We start from the raw sequence: 24525 nt of genomic DNA on the forward strand, positions 1-24525 counted from the left end.
CGTAAAAATGATGAAGCAATTCCAGTCGAACTCTTATCTGTTCGGCGGCAATGCTCCGTACGTTGAAGAAATGTACGAAGCGTATCTCGATAATCCGGCGTCAGTGCCCGAGACCTGGCGCAGCTATTTCGATGCGTTGCAGAACGTGCCCGCATCGGACGGCAGCAACGCCAACGACGTGGCCCATGGCCCGATCATCGAATCGTTTGCCCAGCGCGCCAAGGCCAATGCCTTCCTGCCGCGCGCAACGGTCGGCGGCGAAGATCTCGCAACCGCCCGCAAACAGGTTTACGTCCAGTCCCTCATCGGCGCATATCGCTTCCTCGGCTCGCAATGGGCCAATCTCGATCCTCTGAAGCGCCGCGAGCGTCCCGCGATCCCCGAACTTGAACCCGCGTTCTACGACTTCACCGAAGCCGACATGGACCAGGAGTTCAGCGCAACGAATCTGTACTTCGGGTTCGAGCGCGCGACGCTGCGCGAGATCGTCAAAGCCCTGCGCGACACGTACTGTGGCACGATCGGCGCCGAGTACATGTACATCAGCGATCCGGAGCAGAAGCGCTGGTGGAAGGAACGCCTCGAATCGATCCGTTCGACGCCGAGCTTCAACAACGACAAGAAGAAGCACATCCTGAATCGCCTGACGGCCGCCGAAGGCCTCGAGCGTTTCCTGCACACCAAGTACGTCGGCCAGAAACGCTTCTCGCTCGAAGGCGGCGAGAGCTTCATCGCGGCGATGGACGAAGTCGTGCGTCACGGCGGTCTGCGCGGCGTTCAGGAAATCGTCATCGCGATGGCTCACCGTGGCCGTTTGAACGTGCTGGTCAATACGCTCGGCAAGATGCCGGCAGACCTGTTCGCCGAATTCGAAGGCAAGCACGTCGATGATCTGCCGGCTGGCGACGTGAAGTACCACAAGGGCTTCTCGTCGGACGTCGCGACGGAAGGCGGCCCGGTTCACCTGTCGCTCGCGTTCAACCCGTCGCACCTCGAAATCGTCAACCCGGTGGTCGAGGGCTCGGCGAAGGCGCGTATGGACCGTCGCGGCGACGAAAACGGCGTTCAGGTGCTGCCGGTGCAGATCCACGGCGACGCGGCTTTCGCCGGCCAGGGCGTCGTGATGGAAACGCTGAACCTCGCGCAAACGCGCGGTTATGGCACGCACGGCACGCTGCACATCGTCATCAACAACCAGATCGGCTTCACGACGTCGGACCCGCGCGACTCGCGCTCCACGTTGTACTGCTCGGACGTCGTCAAGATGATCGAAGCGCCGGTGCTGCACGTGAACGGTGACGATCCCGAAGCGGTCGTGCTGGCCACCCAGATGGCGATCGACTTCCGCATGCAGTTCCACAAGGACGTCGTCGTCGACATCGTCTGCTTCCGCAAGCTGGGCCACAACGAGCAGGACACCCCGGCGGTCACGCAGCCGCTGATGTACAAGACGATTTCGAAGCACCCCGGCACGCGCGCGCTGTACGCTGAAAAGCTCGTTCAGCAGGGCATCATCAAGGCCGAGGATGGCGAGGAATTCGTCAAGGCTTATCGCAGGGCGATGGACGAGGGCCACCACACGGTCGACCCGGTGCTCTCGAACTACAAGAGCAAGTACGCGGTGGACTGGGTGCCGTTCCTGAACCGCAAGTGGACCGACGCGGCCGACACGGCCGTGCCGCTCGCGGAACTGAAGCGCCTCGCCGAACGCATCACCACGATTCCGGAAAACTTCAAGGTTCACCCGCTCGTCGAGCGCGTGATCAACGACCGTCGCGCCATGGGCCGCGGCGAAGCGAAGCTCGACTGGGGCATGGGCGAGCACCTCGCGTTCGCATCGCTGGTCGCTTCGGGCTACGCAGTTCGTCTGACCGGTCAGGATTCGGGCCGCGGCACGTTCACGCACCGTCACGCAGTGCTGCACGACCAGAACCGCGAGCGCTGGAACGACGGCACCTACGTGCCGCTGCAGAACATCGCCGAAGGTCAGGCGAAGTTCACGGTGATCGACTCGGTGCTGTCGGAAGAAGCGGTGCTCGGCTTCGAATACGGTTACTCGACCGCTGAACCGAACACGTTCGTCGCGTGGGAAGCGCAGTTCGGCGACTTCGTGAATGGCGCGCAAGTCGTGATCGACCAGTTCATCTCGTCGGGCGAAGTGAAGTGGGGCCGCGTGTCGGGCCTGACCATGCTGCTGCCGCACGGCTACGAAGGCCAGGGTCCGGAGCACTCGTCGGCGCGTATCGAGCGTTTCCTGCAACTGTGCGCAGACCACAACATGCAGGTCGTTCAGCCGACCACGCCGGCGCAGGTCTTCCACCTGCTGCGTCGCCAGATGATCCGCCTGTTCCGCAAGCCGCTGATCGTCGCGACGCCGAAGTCGTTGCTGCGTCACAAGGAAGCCGTGTCGGATCTGTCGGAACTCGCGAAGGGTTCGTTCCAGCCGGTCATCGGCGAAGTGGACGAAACCATCGACGCGAAGAAGGTCAAGCGCGTGCTGGCCTGCTCGGGCCGCGTGTACTACGACCTAGTCGCGCATCGCCGCGAAGCGAAGGTGAACGACGTCGCGATCATCCGTATCGAACAGCTCTATCCGTTCGCGCACAAGCAGTTCGAAGCGGAAATGAAGAAGTACGACAACGCAACCGAAGTGGTGTGGGTGCAGGACGAGCCGCAGAATCAGGGCCCATGGTTCTACATCGAGCACCATCTGAAGGAAGGCATGAAGGAAGGGCAGAAGCTGGCGTACAGCGGCCGTCCGGCTTCGGCTTCGCCTGCAGTCGGCTACTACGCGAAGCACTACGAGCAGCAGAAGGCGCTGATCGAAGGCGCTTTCGGCCGTCTCAAGAGCGCGTCGATCGCTAAATAAAGAAACAGACGAGCCGGGAAAGCGCAGTGCGCTTTCCCGCGCCGCGCCGAACGTTTCCCATGAGGTTCAGGCGCGGCGTTCACGGTTCGCAGGCGGTCGTGAAGAAGCGCCGTCACCCGATACGTATTCAGGATACTCATAATGGCTATTGTTGAAGTCAAGGTTCCCCAGCTCTCCGAGTCGGTCTCGGAGGCAACCATGCTGCAGTGGAAGAAGAAGCCCGGCGAGGCTGTCGCTCAGGACGAAATCCTCATCGAAATCGAGACCGACAAGGTCGTGCTCGAAGTGCCGGCACCGGCAGCAGGCGTGCTCGCGCAAGTCATTTCGAACGACGGCGACACGGTCACGGCTGAGCAGGTGATCGCGAAGATCGACACGGAAGGCACCGCAGGCGCCGCCGCTGTCGAAGCCGAAGTGAAGCCGGCTCCGGTCGCTGCCGCGGCTCCCGCACCGGCGGCTCAGGCCGCTGTCGCAACGGGGTCGAACACCGCTGCTTCGCCGGCTGCCGGCAAGCTGATGGCAGAGAAGGGTCTGGCTGCGGGCGACGTCGCCGGCACCGGCCGCGATGGCCGTATCACGAAGGGCGACGTGCTCGTCGCCGGCCAGGCTGCTCCGGCTGCCAAGGCTGCACCGGCCCCGGCTGCCGCACCGAAGGCTGCGAAGCCGTCGCTGCCGGACGTCAAGGCCCCGGCATCGGCCGATCAATGGCTGAAGGACCGTCCGGAACAGCGCGTGCCGATGTCGCGTCTGCGTGCTCGTATCGCCGAGCGTCTGCTCGAGTCGCAGCAAACCAACGCCATCCTCACGACGTTCAACGAAGTGAACATGGCGCCGGTCATGGAGCTGCGCAACAAGTACAAGGACAAGTTCGAGAAGGAACACGGCGCGAAGCTCGGCTTCATGTCGTTCTTCGTGAAGGCGGCTGTTCACGCGCTGAAGAAGTTCCCGCTCGTGAACGCGTCGATCGACGGTAACGACATCGTCTACCACGGCTACTTCGACATCGGTATCGCTGTCGGTTCGCCGCGCGGTCTGGTGGTGCCGATCCTGCGCAATGCAGATCAGCTGAGCCTCGCCGACATCGAGAAGAAGATCGCCGAATTTGGCCAGAAGGCGAAGGACGGCAAGCTGTCCATCGAAGAAATGACCGGCGGTACGTTCTCGATCTCGAACGGCGGCGTGTTCGGCTCGATGCTGTCCACCCCGATCATCAACCCGCCGCAGTCCGCGATTCTCGGCGTGCACGCCACCAAGGAACGCGCAGTGGTCGAAAACGGCCAGATCGTGATCCGCCCGATGAACTACCTCGCGCTGTCGTACGACCACCGTATCATCGACGGCCGCGAAGCAGTGCTGTCGCTGGTCGCGATGAAGGATGCGCTGGAAGATCCGGCTCGCCTGCTGCTCGACCTGTAAGCGCACGTTCCACCGACGCCGGCCCGTGGTTTGCGCGGGCCGGCGTCATCCGTAGCACGTCTTTAGCATTCGGCAGTACAGGAACGGCGCGCGCCACCTCGAGTGGCCCGGCGCCGTTCCGCCATCAAAGGGATTGTCATGTCCAAAGAATTTGACGTCGTCGTGATCGGCGCAGGCCCTGGCGGTTATATCGCCGCCATCCGCGCAGCGCAGCTCGGCAAGACCGTCGCATGTATCGAAAAGTGGAAGAACCCGGCCGGCACGCTGAAGCTCGGCGGCACCTGCCTGAACGTCGGCTGCATTCCGTCGAAGGCGCTGCTCGCTTCGTCGGAAGAGTTCGAGAACGCGTCGCATCACCTTGCCGACCACGGCATCTCGGTGGAAAACGTCTCGGTCGATATCTCGAAGATGATGGGCCGCAAGGACGGCATCGTCGAGAAGATGACCAAGGGCATCGAATTCCTGTTCCGCAAGAACAAGATCACGTGGCTCAAGGGCCATGGCAAGTTCACCGGCAAGACGGACGCCGGCGTGCAGATCGAAGTGAGCGGCGAAGGCGAAGATGGTGCAAGCAGCGAAGTCGTCACGGCGAAGAACGTGATCATCGCAACGGGTTCGAAGGCGCGTCATCTGCCGGGCATTCCGGTCGACAACAAGCTGATCGCCGACAACGAAGGCGCACTGTCGTTCGACACGGCACCGAAGAAGCTCGCCGTGATCGGCGCAGGCGTGATCGGTCTGGAACTCGGCTCGGTGTGGCGCCGCCTCGGCGCGGACGTGACCGTGCTCGAAGCGCTGCCGGAATTCCTCGGCGTGGCTGACCAGGCGCTGTCGAAGGAAGCGGCCAAGCAGTTCAAGAAGCAAGGTCTCGACATCCAAGTCGGCGTGAAGGTCGGCGAAGTGAAGACGAGCGAAAACGGCGTGACGATCGCCTACACGGACAAGGACGGCAACGCGCAGACGCTCGAAGCCGACCGCCTGGTCGTGTCGGTCGGCCGCGTGCCGAACACCGACAACCTCGGCCTCGAAGCGATCGGCCTGAAGGCCAACGAGCGCGGCTTCATCGACGTGGACGACCACTGCGCGACGGCCGTGCCGAACGTGTACGCGATCGGTGACGTGGTGCGTGGCCCGATGCTCGCGCACAAGGCTGAGGACGAGGGCGTGCTGGTTGCCGAAGTGATCGACGGTCAGAAGCCGCACATCGACTACAACTGCATTCCGTGGGTGATCTACACCGAACCGGAAATCGCATGGGTCGGCAAGACGGAGCAGCAACTGAAGGCGGAAGGCCGCGAGATCAAGACCGGCCAGTTCCCGTTCATGGCGAACGGCCGCGCGCTCGGCATCAACAAGGCGGACGGTTTCGTCAAGATGATCGCCGACGCGAAGACCGACGAACTGCTCGGCGTGCACATCATCTCGGCGAACGCATCGGACCTGATCGCGGAAGCCGTGGTGGCGATGGAGTTCAAGGCGGCGTCGGAAGACATCGGCCGTATTTGCCATCCGCACCCGTCGCTGTCGGAAGTCATGCGCGAAGCGGCACTCGCCGTCGACAAGCGCGCGCTGAACATGTAAGCACGCACGCCTGAGCGAAACGCAACCTTGGCATCACCAAAGGCGGGCGGGGTTCAATCCCTCCCGCCTTTCTTTTTGCAGCAACACGATGAACGTCACCGAATACTACGAAAAAGAACTGCAGACGCGCGGTTATCAATCCGATCCGGCGCAGCGCGCGGCGGTCGACCGCCTGCAGCGGTGCTATGAAGAGTGGGTCGCATACAAGTCGCGCCGCTCGAACGCGTTCAGAAAGCTGATCATTCACCCTGATCTGCCGCGCGGCGTGTACATGTGGGGCGGCGTGGGCCGCGGCAAGAGCTTCCTGATGGACAGCTTCTACATGATCGTGCCGTTGCATCGCAAAACCCGTCTGCACTTCCACGAGTTCATGCGCGAAGTGCATCGCGAGCTCGAAGAACTCAAAGGCCGGGCCGATCCGCTCGACGAACTCGCGCGCCGCATTGCGAAGCGCTATCGGCTGATCTGTTTCGACGAATTCCACGTCTCGGATATCGCCGACGCGATGATCCTGTATCGCCTGCTCGACAAGCTGTTCGAGAACGGCGTGCAGTTCGTGATGACGTCAAACTACGCGCCCGACACGCTGTACCCGGACGGCCTGCATCGCGACCGCATGCTGCCCGCGATCGAACTGATCAAGCAGAAGCTCGACGTGATCAACGTCGACGCGGGGATCGATTATCGCCAGCGCACGCTCGCGCAGGTGGAGGTCTATCACACGCCACTGGACGCCGCCGCCGGCAAGGCGCTGCGCGACGCCTTCGCGCGCCTCGCCGCGGTGCCCGACGAAAGCCCGCTGCTGCATATCGAGAAGCGCGAGCTGAAGGCGCTGCGCCGCGCGGACGGCGTGGTCTGGTTCGACTTCGCGACGCTGTGCGGGGGCCCGCGCTCGCAGAACGACTACCTCGAACTCGCGACCCGCTTTCACGCGGTGATCCTGTCGGACGTGCCGCAGATGTCGGTGCGCATGGCGTCGGAAGCGCGCCGCTTCACGTGGCTCATCGACGTGTTCTACGACCACAAGGTCAAGCTGTTGATGTCGGCTGCGGTGCCGCCGGAGCAGTTGTACGTCGACGGTCCGATGGCTAATGAATTCACGCGTACGGTGTCGCGCATCGTCGAGATGCAGTCGAAGGAGTATCTCGACACGCCGCGCCGGATCGTCGACACGTCCCTAACCTGAGCTACCGCGCACGACATATTTTCAGGATTCGGAGTGGTCTGATATTCCGCGCACGGATGACTGGCTATCTTTTGTCGTTGTTCTGACAAAGGAGGAAGCATGAACCCGTATCGCGAAATCACCGATGAAGAATGGCAGCGCGTTGCGCCACTGCTGCCCGAACTCCGGCCGCGTACCGAAATGCGTGGCCGTCCACTTGCCGATACCCGCTCGGTGCTCAACGGCGTGCTTTGGGTCATGTATAACGGCGCCACCTGGTCCAAAATGCCGCGCCGCTACCCGTCATATCAGACCTGTCATCGCCGCTTCAAGTCGTGGTACGAATTGGGCGTGCTCAAGCACGTCACGGAGCAACTGCTCGGCACCGCGAGCGAAGATTTCTGCAGATTGATGGAAGCGCGTATGCGCATGCACGCGAGCGTGCGGCACAAGCGCGCCGCGTCCAAGCGCGTGCCCGCGGCGTTTCGTATTCCGGCCGCCACATACGATCCGGTACCGGCCACGTCGGTGCCGGCGTCGCCGATCGCTTACGCTGCACCGCTCAAGCAGGCAGCATGAGCATCGCAAACAGCTTGCCCCAATGAAAACGGCCGCGCGATTCTTGATCGCCGGCCGTTTTTTATGTTGCACCTCCTGACGCAGAGCGCGCATCGTTGCAGCATCATGCGCACATTCAGGCGACGTGCCAGGCGCCACGCATGCGCCGCACGTCGACCCTCATTGCTGCCGTATCCACGTTTGCGAGCGGCCAAGCAGCGCGACCCCAATGTAGCCACGCACCACGAGCTTGTTGCCGTCGTCCTCGAGATGCATCTTGCATTTGTAGACCTTGCCGTTTTCAGGATCGAGAATCTGGCCGTGATCCCATGCGTCGCCATCCTTCTTCATGCTGTTGATGATGGTCATGCCGAGGACCGGTTGATCCTTGCGCGCGTCGGTGCATTCGGTGCAACGGCGATCCGGCTGGTCGTTCGCGCCGAGACCCTTGATAACCTTGCCGTTCAGTTCGCCATTGCCGTCTTGTGTGATCTGCACGAGCGCCTTCGGCTGGCCCGTGTGATCGTCGATGGTTTGCCACGTGCCGATCGGTGTATCGGTCTGCGCCATCGCGGTCACGGCGCTGGCGAGCAGGGCGCCGGCGAGCGCGGCGTGACGGGCGGTGCGCAGCGCAAGCGCGCTGGCACGTCGAGTGAATTGCGTCATTGCCTTCCTCCTTGATATGAGACAGCGCGATCATGGTCGCGCGGCGTTATGGGCGTCGTGGTCGGATGTGCGGTACCGGCCCTCGCGATGCGGAACGATGCCAGCGGTGTGCCGTTTGCAGCGTCAGCGCAGAATACGCGAAAGTGCATGTGTCGTTTGATAGTGGAGCTTCTAATCCGCTCGCGGCACTTCTGAAGCGTGTCAATTCAGCTGGTAGCAGTACCTCGCGTTGATGCGCGGACTGTGCGATGCGCTCTCCACCGGCGCATCACCGACCGCTTTTCCGACGGACACATCGAGGCTGTAGCAGTGCGCATATGTGAAGCCGAGCGTGACCGGCCGGTTGGCCTCGACCGTCGCGCCCCAGCCGGAATCGCCCGACGCATCGCCCGGCTCATGGCATGTCCTTGCCGACGAGCGATCAGCGGCAGGGAATCGAACGGATCGTCGTCTACCGCCGCGCCGGTGAGGTGGGACTACGTTTGTGCCTGTTATAGAAGCAAACGCGCAAGTACCATATTTTCGACGAAGATCCCGAAAGCCGCCAAAGTGAGTAATAATTCCCCGTTTTCTACTAAAACAAAATCTGTTCAACAGGTATCACATGGACCGAAAGTCGAAGCTACGAGAGATTGCTCTGGCCGCATGCATCGTATTGGGGGCCCTTCAGGGCGCGAATGCACAGGCTCTGCAGAACAGTGGTGCGAGCGGTACGGTCGTGTCCCAGCCGGGTACGACGAGTGCGTTGCCCGACACCTCGCAGGCCGGCCAGGCGGAAACCACTGCACTGACGCCGGATGAAAACCGGCAATCCGCCACCGGGAACGTGGCTGAATTGCAGCAGATGATCCACGGCCCGGATCTGAGCGAATTGCGCACCACGTATAACGGCAGCTATGGCGCGAGCCTGCTGTTCTACGGCAAGGAGATGACCTACTACGTCGCGCTGTTCCAGCAGAAAAACTTCTGGCGCGTGATCAAGTCGCAGGACGCCGCGCGCGCCGAGCTGATCTACAAGGATTTCGCGCGGCAGACGATGCAACTGTCGGACATCGAGATCCGCCGTACGCAACTCGAAGCGCAGAAGGCGTTCACGCAGCGCATGGTCGCGCTGTCGCAGGAACGCGCAAGCCGGCTGCAGGCCGACCTCGACGTCGCGCGTCAGCAGCAAAGCATCGTCGCGAGCCAGCAGGAGCAGAAGCGCGCCGAGGCGACCGAACTGGCGCAGCAGAAGGCCGCCGCGCAGGATCAGTTGCGCGTCGCGCAGCGCCAGGTGCGCGACCTGCAGCGTCAGCTCAATAGCGGCTTGCCGGTGCATTGAGCACGACGGTGTGAGCCTGGGTGGAGTGGCGGGACGGCGCGGAAATCGGTGCGCCGTCCGGCTCGTCCGCGGGCGTTACCGTTGTTGTGTTTGATCGGTGCTTTCCACACCCCGCCAGCCCGCGCATCGCACTTTTACCGCCGGGCTTTTCGGCATTTGCACTCGGTATTTTTCGCGAGCCCTGACGGCTCGTTGCCGCGTCGTTGTGCGCCGCCGTCGTACGACGCAAGACGGCGCGACTTCAATGCCGCTTGCGCGTATCCGCTTGCGTTTTGCGCATCCGTTCGCGAGGTGGCTGCGTCACGTCGACGGCGATCGGATCGCTGGCGGGAAAGCTTTCCATCAGCGCTTCGTCGAGCCGCGTATCGGCGGACGTCGGGGGCGTCCGGCGCGTGCGCGCCGGTCGGGAGGCATGCTGGTTTTTGCTGGTCATGGCGCGCTCCATCGGTAGAGGGTCGATTATTCAGCATAGCGCATCGCGGCTATCGGCGAACGACCGCCAGATGGCGCAGGCGCGTCGTTTAAAGCCGGCCGGCATCGATTCGTTCTCCGAGTGTCCCGGCCGCGCTCGAGCCGCGCTCGAGCCGCGAACGACACCTCCATCGATCCATCACACAGCGAACCAGATGAACGGGAAAAAGCCGGCGGGCTCGCGACGAGTGCTCGCAGCCCACGTCGTGGAAGCCGAACTGGAACACCTGGATTGGGCGACGCGGCAACCGGCGCTGCACCTGTTCGACGCCGGCTACTGGCGCCGCCGCGTGCTGGCGGTCAAGGGGAGATTCGAGCTGACCGAGCGTCAGCTGACCCAACTGGAGAAAATTCTGCGGCGCCTCGGTTCGTCCGCGGAGTAGCGAGGCGCGGCCGCTACAGCTTCTTCGTATTTATTCCTGATTGCCGCCGGAGCTGCCGCCGCCGTGGTTGCCGCCATGATTGCCGCTTTCGCCGCCGGTGCCGAACAGACGCCGCCGCCGCGTGACGACCACCGGACCTTCGGAGTTGCCGCTGCGCTCGCTCGGCGCGCGTTCCGCCGACGGCGTGCCGTACGATTCACGCCCTTCGCGCGGCTCGCGATGTTCGCGCGAACCATGGGGACCGCGCGCGCCATGTTCGCCATGCGACGTTCGGCCCGTGCGCGGCGCCGGCCGCGTGCCGGTGTCGAGCTGGATCGTGGAGATCGCGCGCTTGTAGATGCCTTGCAGGCCAACCGGCGTGCGCAGCATCACCAGGTACTGATCGAACGACTCGATGCATCCGGTCAGGCGGATGCCGTTGACCAGATAGATTTCGACGCGCTTTCGTTCCTTGCGCGCAGCGTTCATGAAGTCGTTTTGCGGATGCGATTCTGCGGAAGCCATGGACAATTCAGGTTAGATAGACGGTGGTTCGCCGCGATTTTACCCTTTCTACCCTATGCGGGGGCAGAACGCGTCGACGGGGCGAACTTTGTCCACTATAACGACTTGTGAGCACATAAGCATCCGATAACGCGGGACTGTAACGTTGAGTTACGAATCAGCTGGTCAATGTCGTCTTCTTCCGGTCTCTCCAGGCATTGCCGGCATGGTTGGCGGAAAAGGAAGAACATAGGGGCATGTTGCGCGACCACGGCGGCGGCGTCGAAGCGCCGCGAAAAGCCCGGAGAAACAGCGCAGCGAAACAGCGCCACGACGGCGATGGAATAAACCACGCGATCGCGGCGTTGAGTCCAGTATGGCAGTACCGCATTCCGCGGCCTGCCGCCCGCCGCGCCGGTCGGTCGATCGCGTGCCGGGCATCTGCCAGGAGGCTCACCATGAAAGCATCCCGTATTCTGTCAGCGCTCTTCGTCCTGCTCGCGCTCGCGTGCGGCTCCCTCGCGCACGCGGCCGATACCGACAACGCCGCGTCGGGTTCGAGCAACAACAGCAACAGCAGCGGCGGCGGCTACTAACGCCGCGACCGGGCCTGGCACGCCGGGTGACATTCGAAGCGGAAGTGATCGCGTGGCTGCCCCAGCTGCGCCGCTATGCGCGCGCGCTGACGGGCGACCGCGCCTGGGCCGACGATCTCGTGCAGGATACGGCGGAGCGCGCGCTTGCGCGCTGGTCGGCATTCCGGCCGAACAGCAACCTGCGCGCGTGGCTGCTGACGATCCTGCGGCATCTGTACATCGACCAGCTGCGCGGGCGCCGCGAGATCGCCGTCGACGACGAAAGCGCGCCGTGGCGCAATCTCGAGGCGCCGCAAGGTGAGGTCGACGGTCTGGTGCTGCGCGACGTGCAGCGCGCGCTGTACTGCCTGCCGCTCGAGCAGCGTGAGGTGCTGCTGCTGGTGTGCGTCGAGGAGCTGTCGTACCAGCAGGCATCGAGCGCGCTGGGGGTGCCGATCGGTACGGTGATGTCGCGGCTGTCGCGGGCGCGCGAGCATATGCGCGCGTTGCTGTGCGAGGAGCCGCCAGGACCGATGCACGGACCGCAGCCCCGTGCGCCGCGGGCGGCGCATAAAGTCGCGCCGCTGAAAGTGGTGAGAAACCGATAATGAACAACGACGACTCCGATTCCGGCTTGCATGACGAGCTCGATCTGCGCGCGCTGTCGGCCTATGTCGATGGCGAATTGCCGGAAGAGCAGCGCGCCGCGATCGAAACGCAGCTTCGCCAGCATCCGCAGGCCACCGCGCGCGTGGCCGCGTGGCGCGCGCAGAAGGCGGCGCTGCGGGCGCTGTGCAGCGCGCCGGACAGCGATGCGCGGCAAGCGCAAGCAGGGCAGCGGGCCGACGATCGGCAGCAAGCCGCTGAAGCCGGCGAGCGAAGCTATGCAGGCAGCCAGCCCACGGAGGCGGAGGAGCCGGCTTTTATCGTCGTGCGTCGGACGCGGCCGTGGTGGCAGCGCGCGGGTCTCGCCGCCTGCTGGCTCGCGGCTGGCGCCGGGCTCGCGCTGGCCCTCGGTCCGCTCGCGCCGCGGCTAACCGGCGGCGCGTGGAGCGGCTTCGGCGGACAGCCGGCCGGTTTTGCGCAGCGCGCGGATGTCGCGTATGCGGTGTACTCGCCGGAGCGGCGTCATCCGGTCGAAGTCGCCGCGAGCGAAGAGGAGCATCTGATCACCTGGCTGTCGAAGCGGCTGAATCGTCCGCTGTCGGTGCCGTCGCTGCAGGAGTATGGTTATTCGCTGGTGGGCGGCCGGCTGTTGCCCGGCGAGGCCGGGCCGGCTGCGCAGTTCATGTACGAGAACCAGACCGGCGCGCGCCTGACGCTGTACGTGACCGGCGTCACCCGCGACGAAACCGCGTTCCGCCTGTTTCGCGACGGCGACCGCCGCACCTTCTACTGGATCAGCGACGGCATGGGCTACGCGCTGTCTGGCGCGATCGCGGAAGGCAAGCTGCGCGAGATCGCGATCGACGTGTGCAGCGAGCTCGGTGGTAAGCCCGAGACGTGGCAGCAGTAGCGGGCGGTAGCGTGTCGTCAAGGCCGTCAGCGGCGACGTACGCATGGCTGCCCGCGCGACTGCACCCGCGGATTGCCCGACCGACAAGGAGACGCCTTGCCCCAGACGCTGCCGCCCAACCTGTCCGCCGCGCAGTTCGACCGGGCGCTCGCCAGCTGGCGAGCGATCGTCGGTGAAGCGCACGTGCTGCGTTCCGACGCCGGCCTCGCCGCCTATGTCGATCCGTTCGCTCCTGGTGAGCCGGGGGCGTTTGTCGCGAGCGCCGCGCTGCTGCCCGCGTCGGTCGATGAAATCCGCGCGGTGCTGCGCATCGCCAATCAGTACCGGATTCCGCTGTGGACCGTGTCGACCGGGCGCAACTTCGCGTACGGCGGCGCGGCGCCGCGTCTCAGCGGCTCGGTCGTGCTCGACTTGCAGCGCATGAACCGCATCCTCGAAGTCAACGAAACGCTCGCCTATGCGCTGGTCGAACCGGGCGTCAGCTATTTCGATCTGTACGCGCATCTGCGCGACAAGGGCTACAAGCTGTGGGTCGATCCACCGGCTGCCGGCTGGGGCAGCGTGGTCGGCAACACGCTGGAGCGCGGCTTCGGCTATACCGACTACGGCGATCACGCGGCGGCCCAATGCGGGATGGAGGTCGTGCTCGCCAACGGCGACGTGCTGCGCACCGGCATGGGCGGCGTCGAGATCGGCACTGCGTGGCAGCTGTATCAGCCGGGCTACGGGCCGTCGTTCGATGCGATGTTCATGCAGTCGAACTACGGCATCGTGACGAAGCTCGGCGTGTGGCTGATGCCCGCGCCGCCCGCGTATCTGCTCGGCGAAATCCAGTTTCGTCGCGAGGCCGATCTGGAGGAGATCGTCGAGATTCTGCGGCCGTTGCGGCTCGACGCCACGATCCGCAATCACGCAGTGATCGAGGGCGGATTGCGGCGCGCGGCGAGCCTGTCGCCACGCCGGCAGTGGTACGACGGCGCGGGCGCGATGCCCGGGAGCGCGGTGCAGGCGATGCTCGACAAACTCGGCGTCGGACGCTGGAACCTGCATTTCGCGCTGTACGGCACGCCCGAATTGATCGATGCGCGCTACGCGCTGATCGAGCGCGCGTTCGCGCGTGTGCCGGAGGCGCGGCTCATGGCGGCGCGCTATGCGGGCGATGCTCAGCCGACTGGCGGCGGCGATCGCAACATGGCCGGCATTCCCGCGATGACCGCGTTTCGCATGCTCGACTGGCGCGGCGGCGCGGGCGCGCACGTCGACTTCGCGCCGATCTGTCCGGCGACCGGGCGCGACGCGATGCGCCAGTACACGATGGTGAAAGCGCGCGCCGCCGAATACGGCTTCGACTACTACGGTGGCTTCACCGCGGGCGCGCGGCATCTGCATCATATTTTCGCGGCGATTTTCGATCGCGACGACGCGAACCAGGTGGAGCAGGCCGGCGCGCTGCTGCGCTCGCTGATGAGCGACGCGCGCGCGGCCGGCTACGGCGAATATCGCGCGCATCTCGCGTACATGGATTTCGCGGCCGCGCAATACAGCTTCAACGACGGTGCGTCGCTGCGCTTCGCCGAAACGCTGAAGGATGCGCTCGATCCGAACGGCATTCTCGCGCCGGGCAAGCAGGGCATCTGGCCGGCGGCATGGCGCGACCGGCGGGGGTACACGTGAACGACGCGTACGGACACGCACGGCAGACCGAAGCGCAAACAGAACGGAACGTACACGCCAATGGATCGACGCACTTTCATGCTCACCGGTGCATGCCTCGCGACGGCCGCGGGCGGCGCATGGCCGTGGCTCGCACGAGCCGCCGCGTGCGCTGACGATGCGCGCGCGTTCGCGATCGTCGACTCGACGCTCGAATGCGGCGCGTCGTTCGGACGCTATGCCGCGCATCTTCGCTTGCCGACCTTCGAAACCGGCGACGATGCGGGCGCGCTCTGGTTCACGACACTTGCGCCACTGCTCGACGTTGGGCGGACCCCGCACGCGATGCCCGCGCTGATCGGCTTCACGCGCGCGTCCGATTACTTCGTCCTGCAACACCTAGCGCTTCGCACGGGACGCTTCGTCGAGCATCGTCACGAAGCGCGCGAGGGGCTGGACGCGCAACCCGCCCACGTGGCCTTCGCGCTGACGCCGCGCAGCGCGCGCTAGAACTTGTAGTCCTTGTTCTTCGGATCGAAGGTCGAATCGTCGAATGTCCTCGGCGTGATGCTCTCGAACACGATCTGCTCGAAAATCTTGCCGTCGTTGTCGTAAGACTGGACGCTGCGAAAGAACGGATGACGCAGATCGAGCCCGAGCGTCTCCTTTTTCGCGTAGAACCGTGGCTGGCCGACCGGTGTTTCGAACGTGAACGCGACGACGCGCACACCGTCGATGGTCTTCACTGCGATCTGCACCGAAAGGGGCAAGCCGGCCTCGGTGTATTTTTTTCCTTCACTCAGGTATTGATCGGCAACGTACTCGGTGCCGAGATCGCGCACGCTGTGATTCGATTGCGAGCGTGCGAGCGCGCCGGTCAGCGAGGTCCACAACGGCATCACGTTCATGATGCCGCCGAGGTGGCCGTAGGTTTCGTCGCTACGTTTCGATTCGTCGTAGATGATTTCCTGGCCCGCGTGCGCGCCGTCGGGCAGCCACTTCGCGTAGATGCGCAGCGGGTCGTGCGCGACGCGCACCAGCATGTGATCGGGCTTGTCGGGCCATATGCCACGAATGCGCTCGGAGCGCGACATCGTGAACTCGTACGACGGGTAGTCGTTCGGCCCTTCCTTGATATAGCGCGGCAGCGCGAGCGGATCGAGCGACTGGAACAGCGCGACCAGTTGCGCGTCGTCGAGCTTTTCGAGCGTGCCGCTTTGCTGCGCGGCGCGCAGCCATTTGACCTGCTGGTCGAGCGTCAGCATGCCGACCTGCGCGGCCGGCGTGGTGGGCGGCTTGACGGCGCTCGCGGTGTTGAGCGGGGGCGGGCGATCGTCGTTCTGCGCGAAGGCCGTCGGCACCGACAGCAGGCCGAGCGCGACGAGCAGCGCACCCAGCAAGCGCTGTCGCCGGCGATGCGAACGGGCGGTCATGCGGTGCTTCATGAATTTCTCCAGAAAGTGACGCGGCCGCTCATGCAACCTGCAAGGCAATAACGCGAAGCAACAAAGCAATAACGCTTTGAAGCAACGCTTATTCCCGTCAGGCGGACTTCTGTTTCGCGAGTTCCTCGTCGCGCAACGCACGGCGCAGAATTTTGCCGACGTTGGTTTGCGGCAGCTCGTCGCGGAACTCGACGAGCTTCGGCACCTTGTAGCCAGTCAGATTCTTGCGGCAGTACGCAATCACCTGCTCGGCGGTCAGTGTCGGCGTGCGCCGCACGATGAACACCTTCACGCGCTCGCCCTGCGCGGGGTCGGACACGCCGATCGCGGCGACTTCGCGCACGTCCGGATGCGCGGCGATCACGTCCTCGATTTCGTTCGGATACACGTTGAAGCCCGACACGAGGATCATGTCCTTCTTGCGATCGATCAGACGGATAAAGCCGCGCGAGTCCATCACGCCGATGTCGCCGGTCGCGAGCCAGCCGTCGTCGTCGATCACCTTCGCGGTTTCGTCGGGGCGGTTCCAGTAGCCCTTCATGACCTGCGGGCCCTTCACGCACAGCTCGCCCGCCTCGCCGATATTGGCCCAACTGCCGTCGTCTTTCCTGAAGCGCACCTGCGTGGACGGCGCGGGCAAGCCGATCGAGCCCTCGAAGTCGCGCAGATTGGTCAGATCGACCGGATTCATCGAGACGATCGGCGAGCACTCGGTGAGTCCGTAGCCCTCGATGATCGGCTTGCCCGTCACCGCCTTGAAGCGCTCGGCGACGGCTTTCTGCGTCGCCATGCCGCCCGCCATCGCGAGCTTCAGGTCCGAGAAGTCGCGCCGACAGAATTCCTCGTTGTCGAGGAAAGCGTTATAGAGCGTGTTGACCGCGGTCATGCCGGTGAATTTTTCGTGACGGATGATCATCATCACGCGCTTCATGTCGCGCGGATTCGCGATCAGGATGTTGCGCCCGCCGAGCCCCATGAAGATCAGCGCATTCACGGTCAGCGAGTAGATGTGATAAAGCGGCAGCGGCGTGAGCACCGTTTCGCCCTCGCCGGACAGCTGCCCCGCGGCCCACGCCTTCGCCTGCAACAGATTGGCGAGGATGTTCCGGTGCGTGAGCATCGCGCCTTTCGCGACGCCGGTCGTGCCGCCCGTGTATTGCAGGAACGCGATGTCTTCGTGGGTCGCGCGCACCGGTGTGTGCGGCCGCGCATAACCGGCCGAAAGCGCTGTCAGGAGCGGCACCGCCTGCGGCAGCTTGTAAGGGGGCACCATCTTTTTCACGTGACGCAGCATGAAATTGAGCAGGTGTCCCTTCAGGTTCGCGCCGTCGGCGAGCAGATCGCCGAGCCCGGTCACGATCACGTTGCGCACCTTGGTGCCGGGCAATGCATCTTCGAGCGTCTTCGCGAAGTTCTCGAATACGACGATCGTCTGCGCGCCGCTGTCCTTTAGCTGGTGCGCGAGTTCGCGCACCGTGTAGAGCGGATTCACGTTGACGACCACCGCGCCCGCCTTGATCGTGCCGAACAGCGCGACCGGATACTGGAACGTGTTCGGCAGCATGATCGCGACGCGCTCGCCCGGCTCCACGCCGATGCTTTGCAGGTACGCCGCGAACGCGCTCGCCTTGCGGCCCAGTTCACCGTACGTCAGGTTCGCGCCGACGCTCACGTACGCGACGCGCTCGCGGAACTGTGCGATGCATTCGTCGAAGAACTGATCGATCGACTCGTATTGCGTGACGTCGATGTCGCGCGGCACGTCGTCCGGATAGGATGCGTACCAGATGCCGTCGGTGTTCGGAGCGGGGTGGGGCACCGGGTTTCGACGAGGCGTGCCGCCTGCGTCCGGCACGTGCAGCGGGGCTTGGGTGGGCTCGGTCATCGGTTGCCTCCTGAAAATGTTGGTATGCGCTGCCGCGCTAGCGTTCCAGAATCGCGACGACCCCCTGGCCGCCCGCCGCGCAGATCGAGATCAGCCCGCGTGCGCTGCCGGCCGGTTTGTCGAGTTGCGCCAGCATCTTTGCGAGCGCGGCGACGATACGTCCGCCCGTCGCCGCAAACGGATGGCCGGTCGCGAGCGAACCGCCGTTCACGTTGAGCCTGGTGCGGTCGATCGCACCGAGCGCGCCGGCGAGGCCAAGCTGCGTGCGGCAATATTCGTCATCCTGCCATGCCGCGAGCGTGCACAACACCTGAGCCGCGAACGCTTCGTGGATTTCGTAGAAATCGAAGTCCTGCAGCGTGAGGCCGGCGCGCGCGAGCATGCGCGGCACCGCGTAGGCGGGCGCCATCAGAAGGCCTTCCTGCTTGTCGAAAAAGTCGACCGCCGCGGTTTCCGACCAGCTCAGATACGCGAGCACGGGCAAGCCACGCTCGGCCGCCCACGCTTCGCTCGCGAGCAGTACCGCGGATGCGCCATCGGTCAGCGGCGTCGAGTTGCCGGCGGTCAGCGTGCCCGCGTCGCGGTCGAACACGGGCTTCAGGTTCGCAAGCCTTTCGAGCGACAGGTCGGCGCGCAGGTTGTTGTCGCGCGCGAGGCCTTTGTACGGCGTCATCAGATCGTTGACGAAGCCGCGCGCGTACGCATCGGCGAGCTTGCGATGGCTCTCGTACGCGAGCACGTCCTGCGCCTCGCGCGAGATGTTCCAGCGCTTGGCCATCAGCTCGCAATGCTCGCCCATCGACAGCCCCGTGCGGGGCTCGCCGTTGCGCGGCAACAGCGGCTTGAACAACATGCCGGGCCGCAGCCTGCTGAGTGCGGCGAGACGCTGACCGGTACTCTTGCCGCGATTCGCTTCGAGCAGGATCTTGCGCATGCGCTCGTTGACGCCGATCGGCGTGTCGGACGTGGTATCGACGCCGCCCGCGATGCCCGCGTCGATCTGCCCGAGCGCGATCTTGTTGGCGACGAGGATCGCGGCTTCGAGGCCGGTGCCGCAGGCCTGCTGCACGTCGTAGGCGGGCGTTTCCTTTGCGAGCGTGGTGGACAGCACGGACTCGCGCGTCAGGTTGAAGTCGCGCGAGTGCTTGATGACGGCGCCCGCCGCGACTTCGCCGAGACGCACGCCGTGCAGGTCATAGCGATCGATCAGCCCTTGCAGCGTGAAGCTCAGCATGTCCTGATTCGATGCGCTCGCGTACGCGGTGTTCGAGCGGGCGAACGGAATCCGGTTGCCCCCGATGACGGCGACGCGGCGCACGGCAGGTTGCGGGTGGGACATGCTCGGCTCCTTTGGGTCGTTCCCAGATTATTGGTCGATGCGAACGGCGCGCTCGCGGTTCACAGCAGCCGCCACTGCATGCGCCCGCGCAAATGCGGCTTTTCCCCGGCGATATCGCGCACCTCGAGATCGCGCTCGATCAGCGAAGGCGATGCGCTCCACAGCGACGCTTCGCCCGGCAGCAGCATCGGCACCTTGAACTCGGCGCTGAGCGTTGCTTCGGCGAGCGGCTTCGGCGGCTGCAGCGACGACGCCGCGCGCGCGAGCGTCCACATGCCATGCGCGATCGCGCGCGGAAAGCCGAACGCCTTCGCCGACAGCGCGCTGATGTGAATCGGGTTGTAGTCGCCGGACGCGCTCGCGTAGTCGCGGCCCAGTTGCGGCGCGAGCTGCCAGCGCGCGATCCGTTGCAGCGCATCGGGGCCGAGCGTCAACGCTTCGAGCGGATGGCCGAGCGCCGGCACCGCGCGCTTCAGATAGACGCTGTCGCCGTCCCACACCGCCTCACCGCGCCGATAGATGCGCGTATGCACGACGAACGCCTGGCCTCTGTCGTGACGCAGCAGCGCGCCGAATTCGACCTCGATGCGCAGCAGGTCCTTGTAGGCGAGCGGGCGGCGCAGCCGCACGTGATTGGCCAGATGCACGAGACCGAGCGCGGGCCACGGAAACGCGGGGTCGGTCAGCATCAGCAGATGCAGCGGAAACGCGAGCAGGTGCGGGTAGGTGAGCGGCACGCCGTGCTCGGGAATGAAGCCGCACACGCGCGCATAGCGCCACACGGGGCCGGGCTCGAGCACGACGGCGGGGCGCACGAGCCGCAACGGCGGCAGCCGCGCGTCGCGGCCGCGCTTGACGATGCCCGTCAGCGCGCGCCCGTACAGCTTGGCCGGCGCGGGCAGCGTTTCGATGACGACGGTTTTCGGCCGCGCGCCGTCGCCCGGCGCGGGAGCGAGCTGACGGTTGCCGAACGGATCACGCGGTTCGTCCATACCCATGCTCCCGTTCAGGCGCCAATCAGGCTTTGACCGCACACGCGCACGACCTGGCCCGTCACGCCGGCCGAGCCCGGATGAGCGAGCCACGCGATGGTCTGCGCGACGTCGACGGGCTGGCCGCCCTGACTCATCGAGTTCATGCGGCGGCCGGCCTCGCGGATCGCGAGCGGAATCTTCGCGGTCATCTGCGTTTCGATGAAGCCGGGCGCGACCGCGTTGATCGTGATGCCGCGCGCGCGCAGTGGCGGCGCCATGCTCTGCACCCGGCCGATCACGCCAGCCTTGGACGTGGCGTAGTTGGTCTGGCCGGGATTGCCCGCGATGCCGCTGATCGACGACACCGCGACGATGCGCCCGCCATCGCGCAAGATGCCGCCCGCGAGCAGCGCGTCGTCGATGCGTTCCTGCGCGTTCAGGTTGATGTCGATCACGCTTTGCCAGACGGCGTCGGTCATCTTCGCGATGGTCTTGTCCTTCGTGATGCCGGCGTTGTGCACGACGATGTCGACGCCGAGCTCGTCGAGCGCGGCGGCGATCTGCGCGGGCGCTTCGGGCGCGGCGATGTCGAACGCGAGCGGGCTGCCGTTCAGCTGCCGCATCGTCGCATCGAGCGCGTCGCGCGCGGACGGAATGTCGAGGCCGATCACATGCGCGCCCTCGGCCGCGAGCACGCTCGCGATCGCCGCGCCGATGCCGCGTGCCGCGCCCGTGACCAGCGCGCGCCGGCCGGCGAGCGGCTGGCGCCAGTCGAACGCGGACGCGTCGTGCGGCGGCGCGCCATGTGCCGCGATCCGCACCACCTGACCGGACACATAGGCCGAGCGCGGCGACAGGAAAAAGCGCAGCGTCGCCTCGATGGCGTTTTCAGCGCCTTCCTCCACGTACACGAGATTCGCGGCGATGCCGCGCCGCGCTTCCTTGCCGAGCGAGCGCACGAGCCCTTCGAGCGCGCGCTGGGCAGTCCACTGACGCGGGCTCGCGCAGGCCTCGGGCGGCCGGCCCAGCACGACGATGCGCCCACACTTGCCGAGCGAGCGCAGCGTGTCGTGGAAAAAGCCGTGCAGCGGTTCGAGCAGGCTGCTGTCGTCGATACCGCTCGCGTCGAACATCAACGCGGCAAGCTTGCCCGGCGCACCCGCTTCGGCCGGCTCGAAGCGGCCGGTCATCAGGCCGTGGCGATGGGCGAGCGGCACCCACAGCCCGGCGCTTTCGTGCGCGACGCTCGTCATGCCGATGGTGGCGATCAGACTCGCGAGCGCGTCGAACAGGCGCGGCTCGCGGCCCGCGCCGATCGCGATCAGTCCGTCGAACTCGGGCCGGTCCGCGCGATAGCGCCGCAGCACCTCGGGCTTCGGCAGCCCGAGCGAGTGCGCGAGACGGCCGCCGAACGGCGAGTTGACGAACTTCAGGTAGGAGTCGTTCATGTTATCGGTTGCTCTGCTGGACGCGCCGCGGGCAGCCCCGTGATTTTCAGGGGCGCCGGACGTGTGTCAGTGTGCCTTGAGTTGCGTGACTCGGGTACGGTTTGCCGCGCTGGGTCGGTAGTTTTTTCTGCGTCAGCGCGCGCATCAGGCCACCAGTTCCAGCGCCTTTTCGAGCGCCTGCTTGCGCTGTTGCAAGCTCGCGAGCAGGTCGAAGTCGGCCGGGAAATCGTCGACCTTGACGACCTGCGCGCCGTAGCGCGCGTAGTCGTCGAGCACGCGCCGCTCGTCCGCGTCGACGAGGCCCTGGCGTTGCGCCGCATCGGTCCATGCGGCGAACTGCGGCAGGCTTTGCGGCAGCGGTTCGAGCAGACCCTGCTTCACCGCCTCGCGCAGCTTCTGCTCGATTTGCGTGAACTGCGGATTGAGCGCGAACGCGAGCTCGCCATAGCCGAGCGCATCGACGTCGGGGTGCGGCACGTACGAGTCGGCGACGAGCCGCTCGCGCGCGGCGCCGGGCGTTTGCATCAGTTCGGCGATCTCGCTGCCGAGCCGGTCCGACGGCTCGCGATGCGGCAGGCCGAACGGGAATGCGAGCACACGCACGAGCGTCGCGGCGACCCGGTTCGGGTAGTTCGCGAGCACGCCGTCGAGCGCGTGCTGCGCCTTGTACAGCGCATCCTCGACGCCCCACCGCACGAGCGGCAAGTCGTCGTGCTGTCGGCCTTCGTCCTCGAAACGCTTCAGCGTCGCCGAGATCAGGAACAGCTGCGACAGCACGTCCCCGAGGCGTCCCGAGATGCGTTCGCGACGCTTCAGATCGCCGCCGAGCACCAACATCGACACGTCGGCGAGCAACGCGAACACGGCCGACAGACGCGTCGCCGCGCGATAGTACGCATGGAGCGGCGCATACGCGCGGCGCGGCTTCGCGATCAGCGCGCCGCCGCTCAGCCCATACACGGCACTGCGCACCACGTTCGACACCGTGAAATTCAGGTGACCGAAGAACGCCGCGTCGAACTCGCGCAAGGCTTTCGCGCGATCGGGCTCGCGCGTCGCCGTCATTTCCTTCAACACGTACGGATGGCAGCGAATCGCGCCCTGGCCGAAGATGATCAGACAGCGCGTCAGAATGTTCGCGCCTTCGACGGTGATCGAGATCGGCATTTGCTGATACGCGCGCGCCAGAAAGTTCGACGGCCCCATGCAAATACCCTTGCCGGCGACGACGTCCATGCCGTCGTTGATGACCATGCGCGCGCGCTCGGTGATGTGATATTTGGCGATCGCCGAAATGACGGAGGGCTTTTCGCCGAGGTCGACCGCCTGCGCGGACAGCCGGCGCGCGGCGTCCATCACGTACAGGTTGCCGCCCATGCGGCCGAGCGCTTCCTGCACGCCCTCGAACTTGCCGACGGCGGTGCGGAACTGGCGCCGAATCGCGGCATATGCGCCGGTGCCGCGCACGGCAATCTTCGCCATCCCGACGTTCGACGACGGCAGCGAGATCGCGCGGCCCGCCGCCAGACACTCCATCAGCATGCGCCAGCCGTTGCCGACCTGGGCGCGTCCGCCGATCACCCAGTCGAGCGGAATGAACACGTCCTTGCCCGAGTTCGGACCGTTCTGGAATACCGCGTTCAACGGCCAGTGACGCCGGCCGATGTCGACGCCAGGGTGGTCGGTCGGAATCAGCGCGCAGGTGATGCCCGGTTCGTCGTTCGCGCCGAGCAGATGGTCGGGGTCGAGCGCGCGGAACGCGAGGCCGAGTACGGTCGCGATCGGCCCGAGCGTGATGTAGCGCTTGTCCCACGTGACGCGAAAGCCGAGCGTCTCGCGGCCCTCGTGCAGGCCCCGGCAAGCGATGCCGACATCGGGAATCGCGGCGGCGTCGGACCCGGCATACGGGCTCGTCAGCGCGAAGCAGGGGATTTCCTCGCCGCGCGCGAGACGCGGCAGATAGTAGTTCTTCTGCGCGTCGGTGCCGTAGTGCATCAGCAACTCGGCCGGGCCGAGCGAGTTCGGCACCATCACCGACACGGCTGCGGCCGAGCAGCGCGTCGCGAGCTTCATGATCACCTGCGAATGCGCGTACGCGGAGAACTGCTTGCCGCCGTACTGCTTCGGAATGATCATGCCGAGAAAGCCGTGCTGCTTGATGAACTGCCACGTTGGCGGCGACAGGTCCTGCCAGACCATCGTGGTTTCCCAGTCGTTCGCGAGGTCGCACAGCTGCTCGCATTCGACGTCGAGGAACGTCTGCTCTTCGGCGCTGAGCATGGCCGGGCCATAGCCGAGCAGCGTGTCCCAGTGCGGGCGGCCCGAGAACAGCTCGGCATCCCACCAGACCGTGCCCGCCTCGATCGCGTCGCGCTCGGTCGGCGACATCTGCGGCAGGATCTTGCGGAACGTGTCGAGCACCGGTTTCGCGAGCCATGCGCGGCGCAGCGGTTTGATCGTCAGCACGAGGGCGGGGAGTACGAACACGATCGCGAGCAGTGTCGTCAGCAGCGGGCCGGCCGCGCCGCTCACGAGTGCGGCCGCGACCCAGACGATCAGCGCCGCGAGCCACCATGAGGCGCGGGCCTGAACGTAGACGAGAGCGAATGCGGCGATGACGAGCGCCAGGATGAACCACGGCATGACGTTTCCTCCTCTGTGGTGACGCAATCGCCGGGCCAGCTGCGAGTCGCGCTCTTGCGTCGGGCGTTACCGTGTCTTACCGACTCGACTGACGCTGCGCAACGTAGATGTACTGCTCGGGTAAGCGAGCTCGT

21 protein-coding genes and 1 pseudogene are annotated in these 24525 nt (G+C 65.3%); 12 read left to right on the top strand and 10 right to left on the bottom strand.

Annotated elements, in window-relative coordinates; all coding sequences use genetic code 11:
- The first annotated feature begins 7 nt into the window (after window positions 1-7).
- From OKW37_RS11070 to OKW37_RS11090, 5 genes are all read left to right on the top strand, one after another.
- On the top strand, window positions 8-2869 hold the full coding sequence (locus tag OKW37_RS11070) for a 2-oxoglutarate dehydrogenase E1 component (RefSeq protein WP_429406516.1): 2862 nt from the start codon (window positions 8-10) through the stop codon (window positions 2867-2869).
- Between the two features lie 141 nt (window positions 2870-3010).
- Entirely contained in the window at window positions 3011-4285 is a 1275-nt protein-coding gene (gene odhB / locus OKW37_RS11075) for a 2-oxoglutarate dehydrogenase complex dihydrolipoyllysine-residue succinyltransferase (protein ID WP_429406513.1), read from the top strand.
- Between the two features lie 138 nt (window positions 4286-4423).
- Window positions 4424-5866, top strand: coding sequence for a dihydrolipoyl dehydrogenase (gene lpdA / locus OKW37_RS11080; protein ID WP_429406511.1), 1443 nt, complete (start codon window positions 4424-4426; stop codon window positions 5864-5866).
- Window positions 5867-5954: 88 nt separating this feature from the next.
- On the top strand, window positions 5955-7052 hold the full coding sequence (gene zapE, locus OKW37_RS11085; protein ID WP_090804139.1) for a cell division protein ZapE: 1098 nt from the start codon (window positions 5955-5957) through the stop codon (window positions 7050-7052).
- A gap of 99 nt (window positions 7053-7151) precedes the next feature.
- On the top strand, window positions 7152-7610 hold the full coding sequence (locus OKW37_RS11090) for a transposase (RefSeq protein ID WP_429406508.1): 459 nt from the start codon (window positions 7152-7154) through the stop codon (window positions 7608-7610).
- Window positions 7611-7769: 159 nt separating this feature from the next.
- Here the strand turns inward: OKW37_RS11090 and OKW37_RS11095 are convergent, their stop codons facing one another.
- Both OKW37_RS11095 and OKW37_RS11100 read right to left on the bottom strand, forming a co-directional pair.
- On the bottom strand, window positions 7770-8255 hold the full coding sequence (locus tag OKW37_RS11095; protein WP_429406506.1) for a DUF2147 domain-containing protein: 486 nt from the start codon (window positions 8253-8255) through the stop codon (window positions 7770-7772).
- Between the two features lie 201 nt (window positions 8256-8456).
- A pseudogene (locus OKW37_RS11100) lies at window positions 8457-8654 on the bottom strand (ShlB/FhaC/HecB family hemolysin secretion/activation protein); the annotation flags it as partial.
- Between the two features lie 205 nt (window positions 8655-8859).
- On the opposite strand from OKW37_RS11100, the gene OKW37_RS11105 reads away from it, so the two are divergent.
- Window positions 8860-9576 carry a DUF2968 domain-containing protein gene (locus tag OKW37_RS11105; protein ID WP_184066800.1) on the top strand — a complete coding sequence of 239 codons (717 nt, stop codon included), beginning with the start codon at window positions 8860-8862 and terminating at the stop codon, window positions 9574-9576.
- 241 nt (window positions 9577-9817) lie between these two features.
- Here the strand turns inward: OKW37_RS11105 and OKW37_RS11110 are convergent, their stop codons facing one another.
- Window positions 9818-10009: a hypothetical protein gene (locus OKW37_RS11110; protein ID WP_090805694.1), complete on the bottom strand. Its 192-nt coding sequence runs from the start codon at window positions 10007-10009 to the stop codon at window positions 9818-9820.
- Between the two features lie 193 nt (window positions 10010-10202).
- Between OKW37_RS11110 and OKW37_RS11115 the strand changes: the two genes are divergently transcribed.
- Window positions 10203-10430, top strand: coding sequence for a hypothetical protein (locus OKW37_RS11115; RefSeq protein WP_184044099.1), 228 nt, complete (start codon window positions 10203-10205; stop codon window positions 10428-10430).
- Between the two features lie 30 nt (window positions 10431-10460).
- Here the strand turns inward: OKW37_RS11115 and hfq are convergent, their stop codons facing one another.
- The gene (hfq, locus tag OKW37_RS11120) at window positions 10461-10934 is read right to left on the bottom strand and encodes an RNA chaperone Hfq (RefSeq protein ID WP_184044097.1); all 474 of its coding nucleotides are present in this window, start codon (window positions 10932-10934) and stop codon (window positions 10461-10463) included.
- A gap of 437 nt (window positions 10935-11371) precedes the next feature.
- Here hfq and OKW37_RS11125 point away from each other — a divergent pair, with 437 nt between their 5' ends.
- From OKW37_RS11125 to OKW37_RS11145, 5 genes are all read left to right on the top strand, one after another.
- Window positions 11372-11509, top strand: a complete 138-nt coding sequence (locus OKW37_RS11125; protein WP_167368637.1) for a hypothetical protein — start codon at window positions 11372-11374, stop codon at window positions 11507-11509.
- A gap of 26 nt (window positions 11510-11535) precedes the next feature.
- On the top strand, window positions 11536-12096 hold the full coding sequence (locus tag OKW37_RS11130) for a sigma-70 family RNA polymerase sigma factor (protein ID WP_429357042.1): 561 nt from the start codon (window positions 11536-11538) through the stop codon (window positions 12094-12096).
- Entirely contained in the window at window positions 12096-13004 is a 909-nt protein-coding gene (locus OKW37_RS11135; protein WP_429406505.1) for an anti-sigma factor family protein, read from the top strand. Before OKW37_RS11130 ends, OKW37_RS11135 begins: the two co-directional genes overlap by 1 nt.
- A gap of 96 nt (window positions 13005-13100) precedes the next feature.
- Window positions 13101-14678: an FAD-binding oxidoreductase gene (locus tag OKW37_RS11140; RefSeq protein WP_429406504.1), complete on the top strand. Its 1578-nt coding sequence runs from the start codon at window positions 13101-13103 to the stop codon at window positions 14676-14678.
- 60 nt (window positions 14679-14738) lie between these two features.
- Window positions 14739-15167, top strand: coding sequence for a hypothetical protein (locus OKW37_RS11145; RefSeq protein ID WP_429406502.1), 429 nt, complete (start codon window positions 14739-14741; stop codon window positions 15165-15167).
- Here the strand turns inward: OKW37_RS11145 and OKW37_RS11150 are convergent.
- The 6 genes from OKW37_RS11150 to OKW37_RS11175 form a co-directional block, all read right to left on the bottom strand.
- The gene (locus OKW37_RS11150) at window positions 15164-16102 is read right to left on the bottom strand and encodes a DUF1571 domain-containing protein (protein WP_429406500.1); all 939 of its coding nucleotides are present in this window, start codon (window positions 16100-16102) and stop codon (window positions 15164-15166) included. The two genes, OKW37_RS11145 and OKW37_RS11150, sit on opposite strands and share 4 nt — an antisense overlap.
- Before the next feature lie 97 nt (window positions 16103-16199).
- Entirely contained in the window at window positions 16200-17987 is a 1788-nt protein-coding gene (locus tag OKW37_RS11155) for an AMP-binding protein (protein WP_429406498.1), read from the bottom strand.
- A 37-nt stretch (window positions 17988-18024) separates the two neighbouring features.
- Window positions 18025-19326: an acetyl-CoA C-acetyltransferase gene (locus OKW37_RS11160; RefSeq protein ID WP_429406496.1), complete on the bottom strand. Its 1302-nt coding sequence runs from the start codon at window positions 19324-19326 to the stop codon at window positions 18025-18027.
- A 59-nt stretch (window positions 19327-19385) separates the two neighbouring features.
- A complete protein-coding gene (locus OKW37_RS11165; protein ID WP_429406494.1) occupies window positions 19386-20318 on the bottom strand; it encodes a MaoC/PaaZ C-terminal domain-containing protein in 933 nt (310 codons plus the stop codon).
- Between the two features lie 14 nt (window positions 20319-20332).
- Window positions 20333-21748, bottom strand: coding sequence for a 3-oxoacyl-ACP reductase (locus tag OKW37_RS11170; protein ID WP_429406492.1), 1416 nt, complete (start codon window positions 21746-21748; stop codon window positions 20333-20335).
- A 144-nt stretch (window positions 21749-21892) separates the two neighbouring features.
- Window positions 21893-24391 carry an acyl-CoA dehydrogenase gene (locus tag OKW37_RS11175; RefSeq protein WP_429406490.1) on the bottom strand — a complete coding sequence of 833 codons (2499 nt, stop codon included), beginning with the start codon at window positions 24389-24391 and terminating at the stop codon, window positions 21893-21895.
- Window positions 24392-24525 lie beyond the last annotated feature (134 nt).

Source organism: Paraburkholderia sp. MM5482-R2, assembly GCF_050436125.1.
Lineage (GTDB): Bacteria > Pseudomonadota > Gammaproteobacteria > Burkholderiales > Burkholderiaceae > Paraburkholderia > Paraburkholderia tuberum.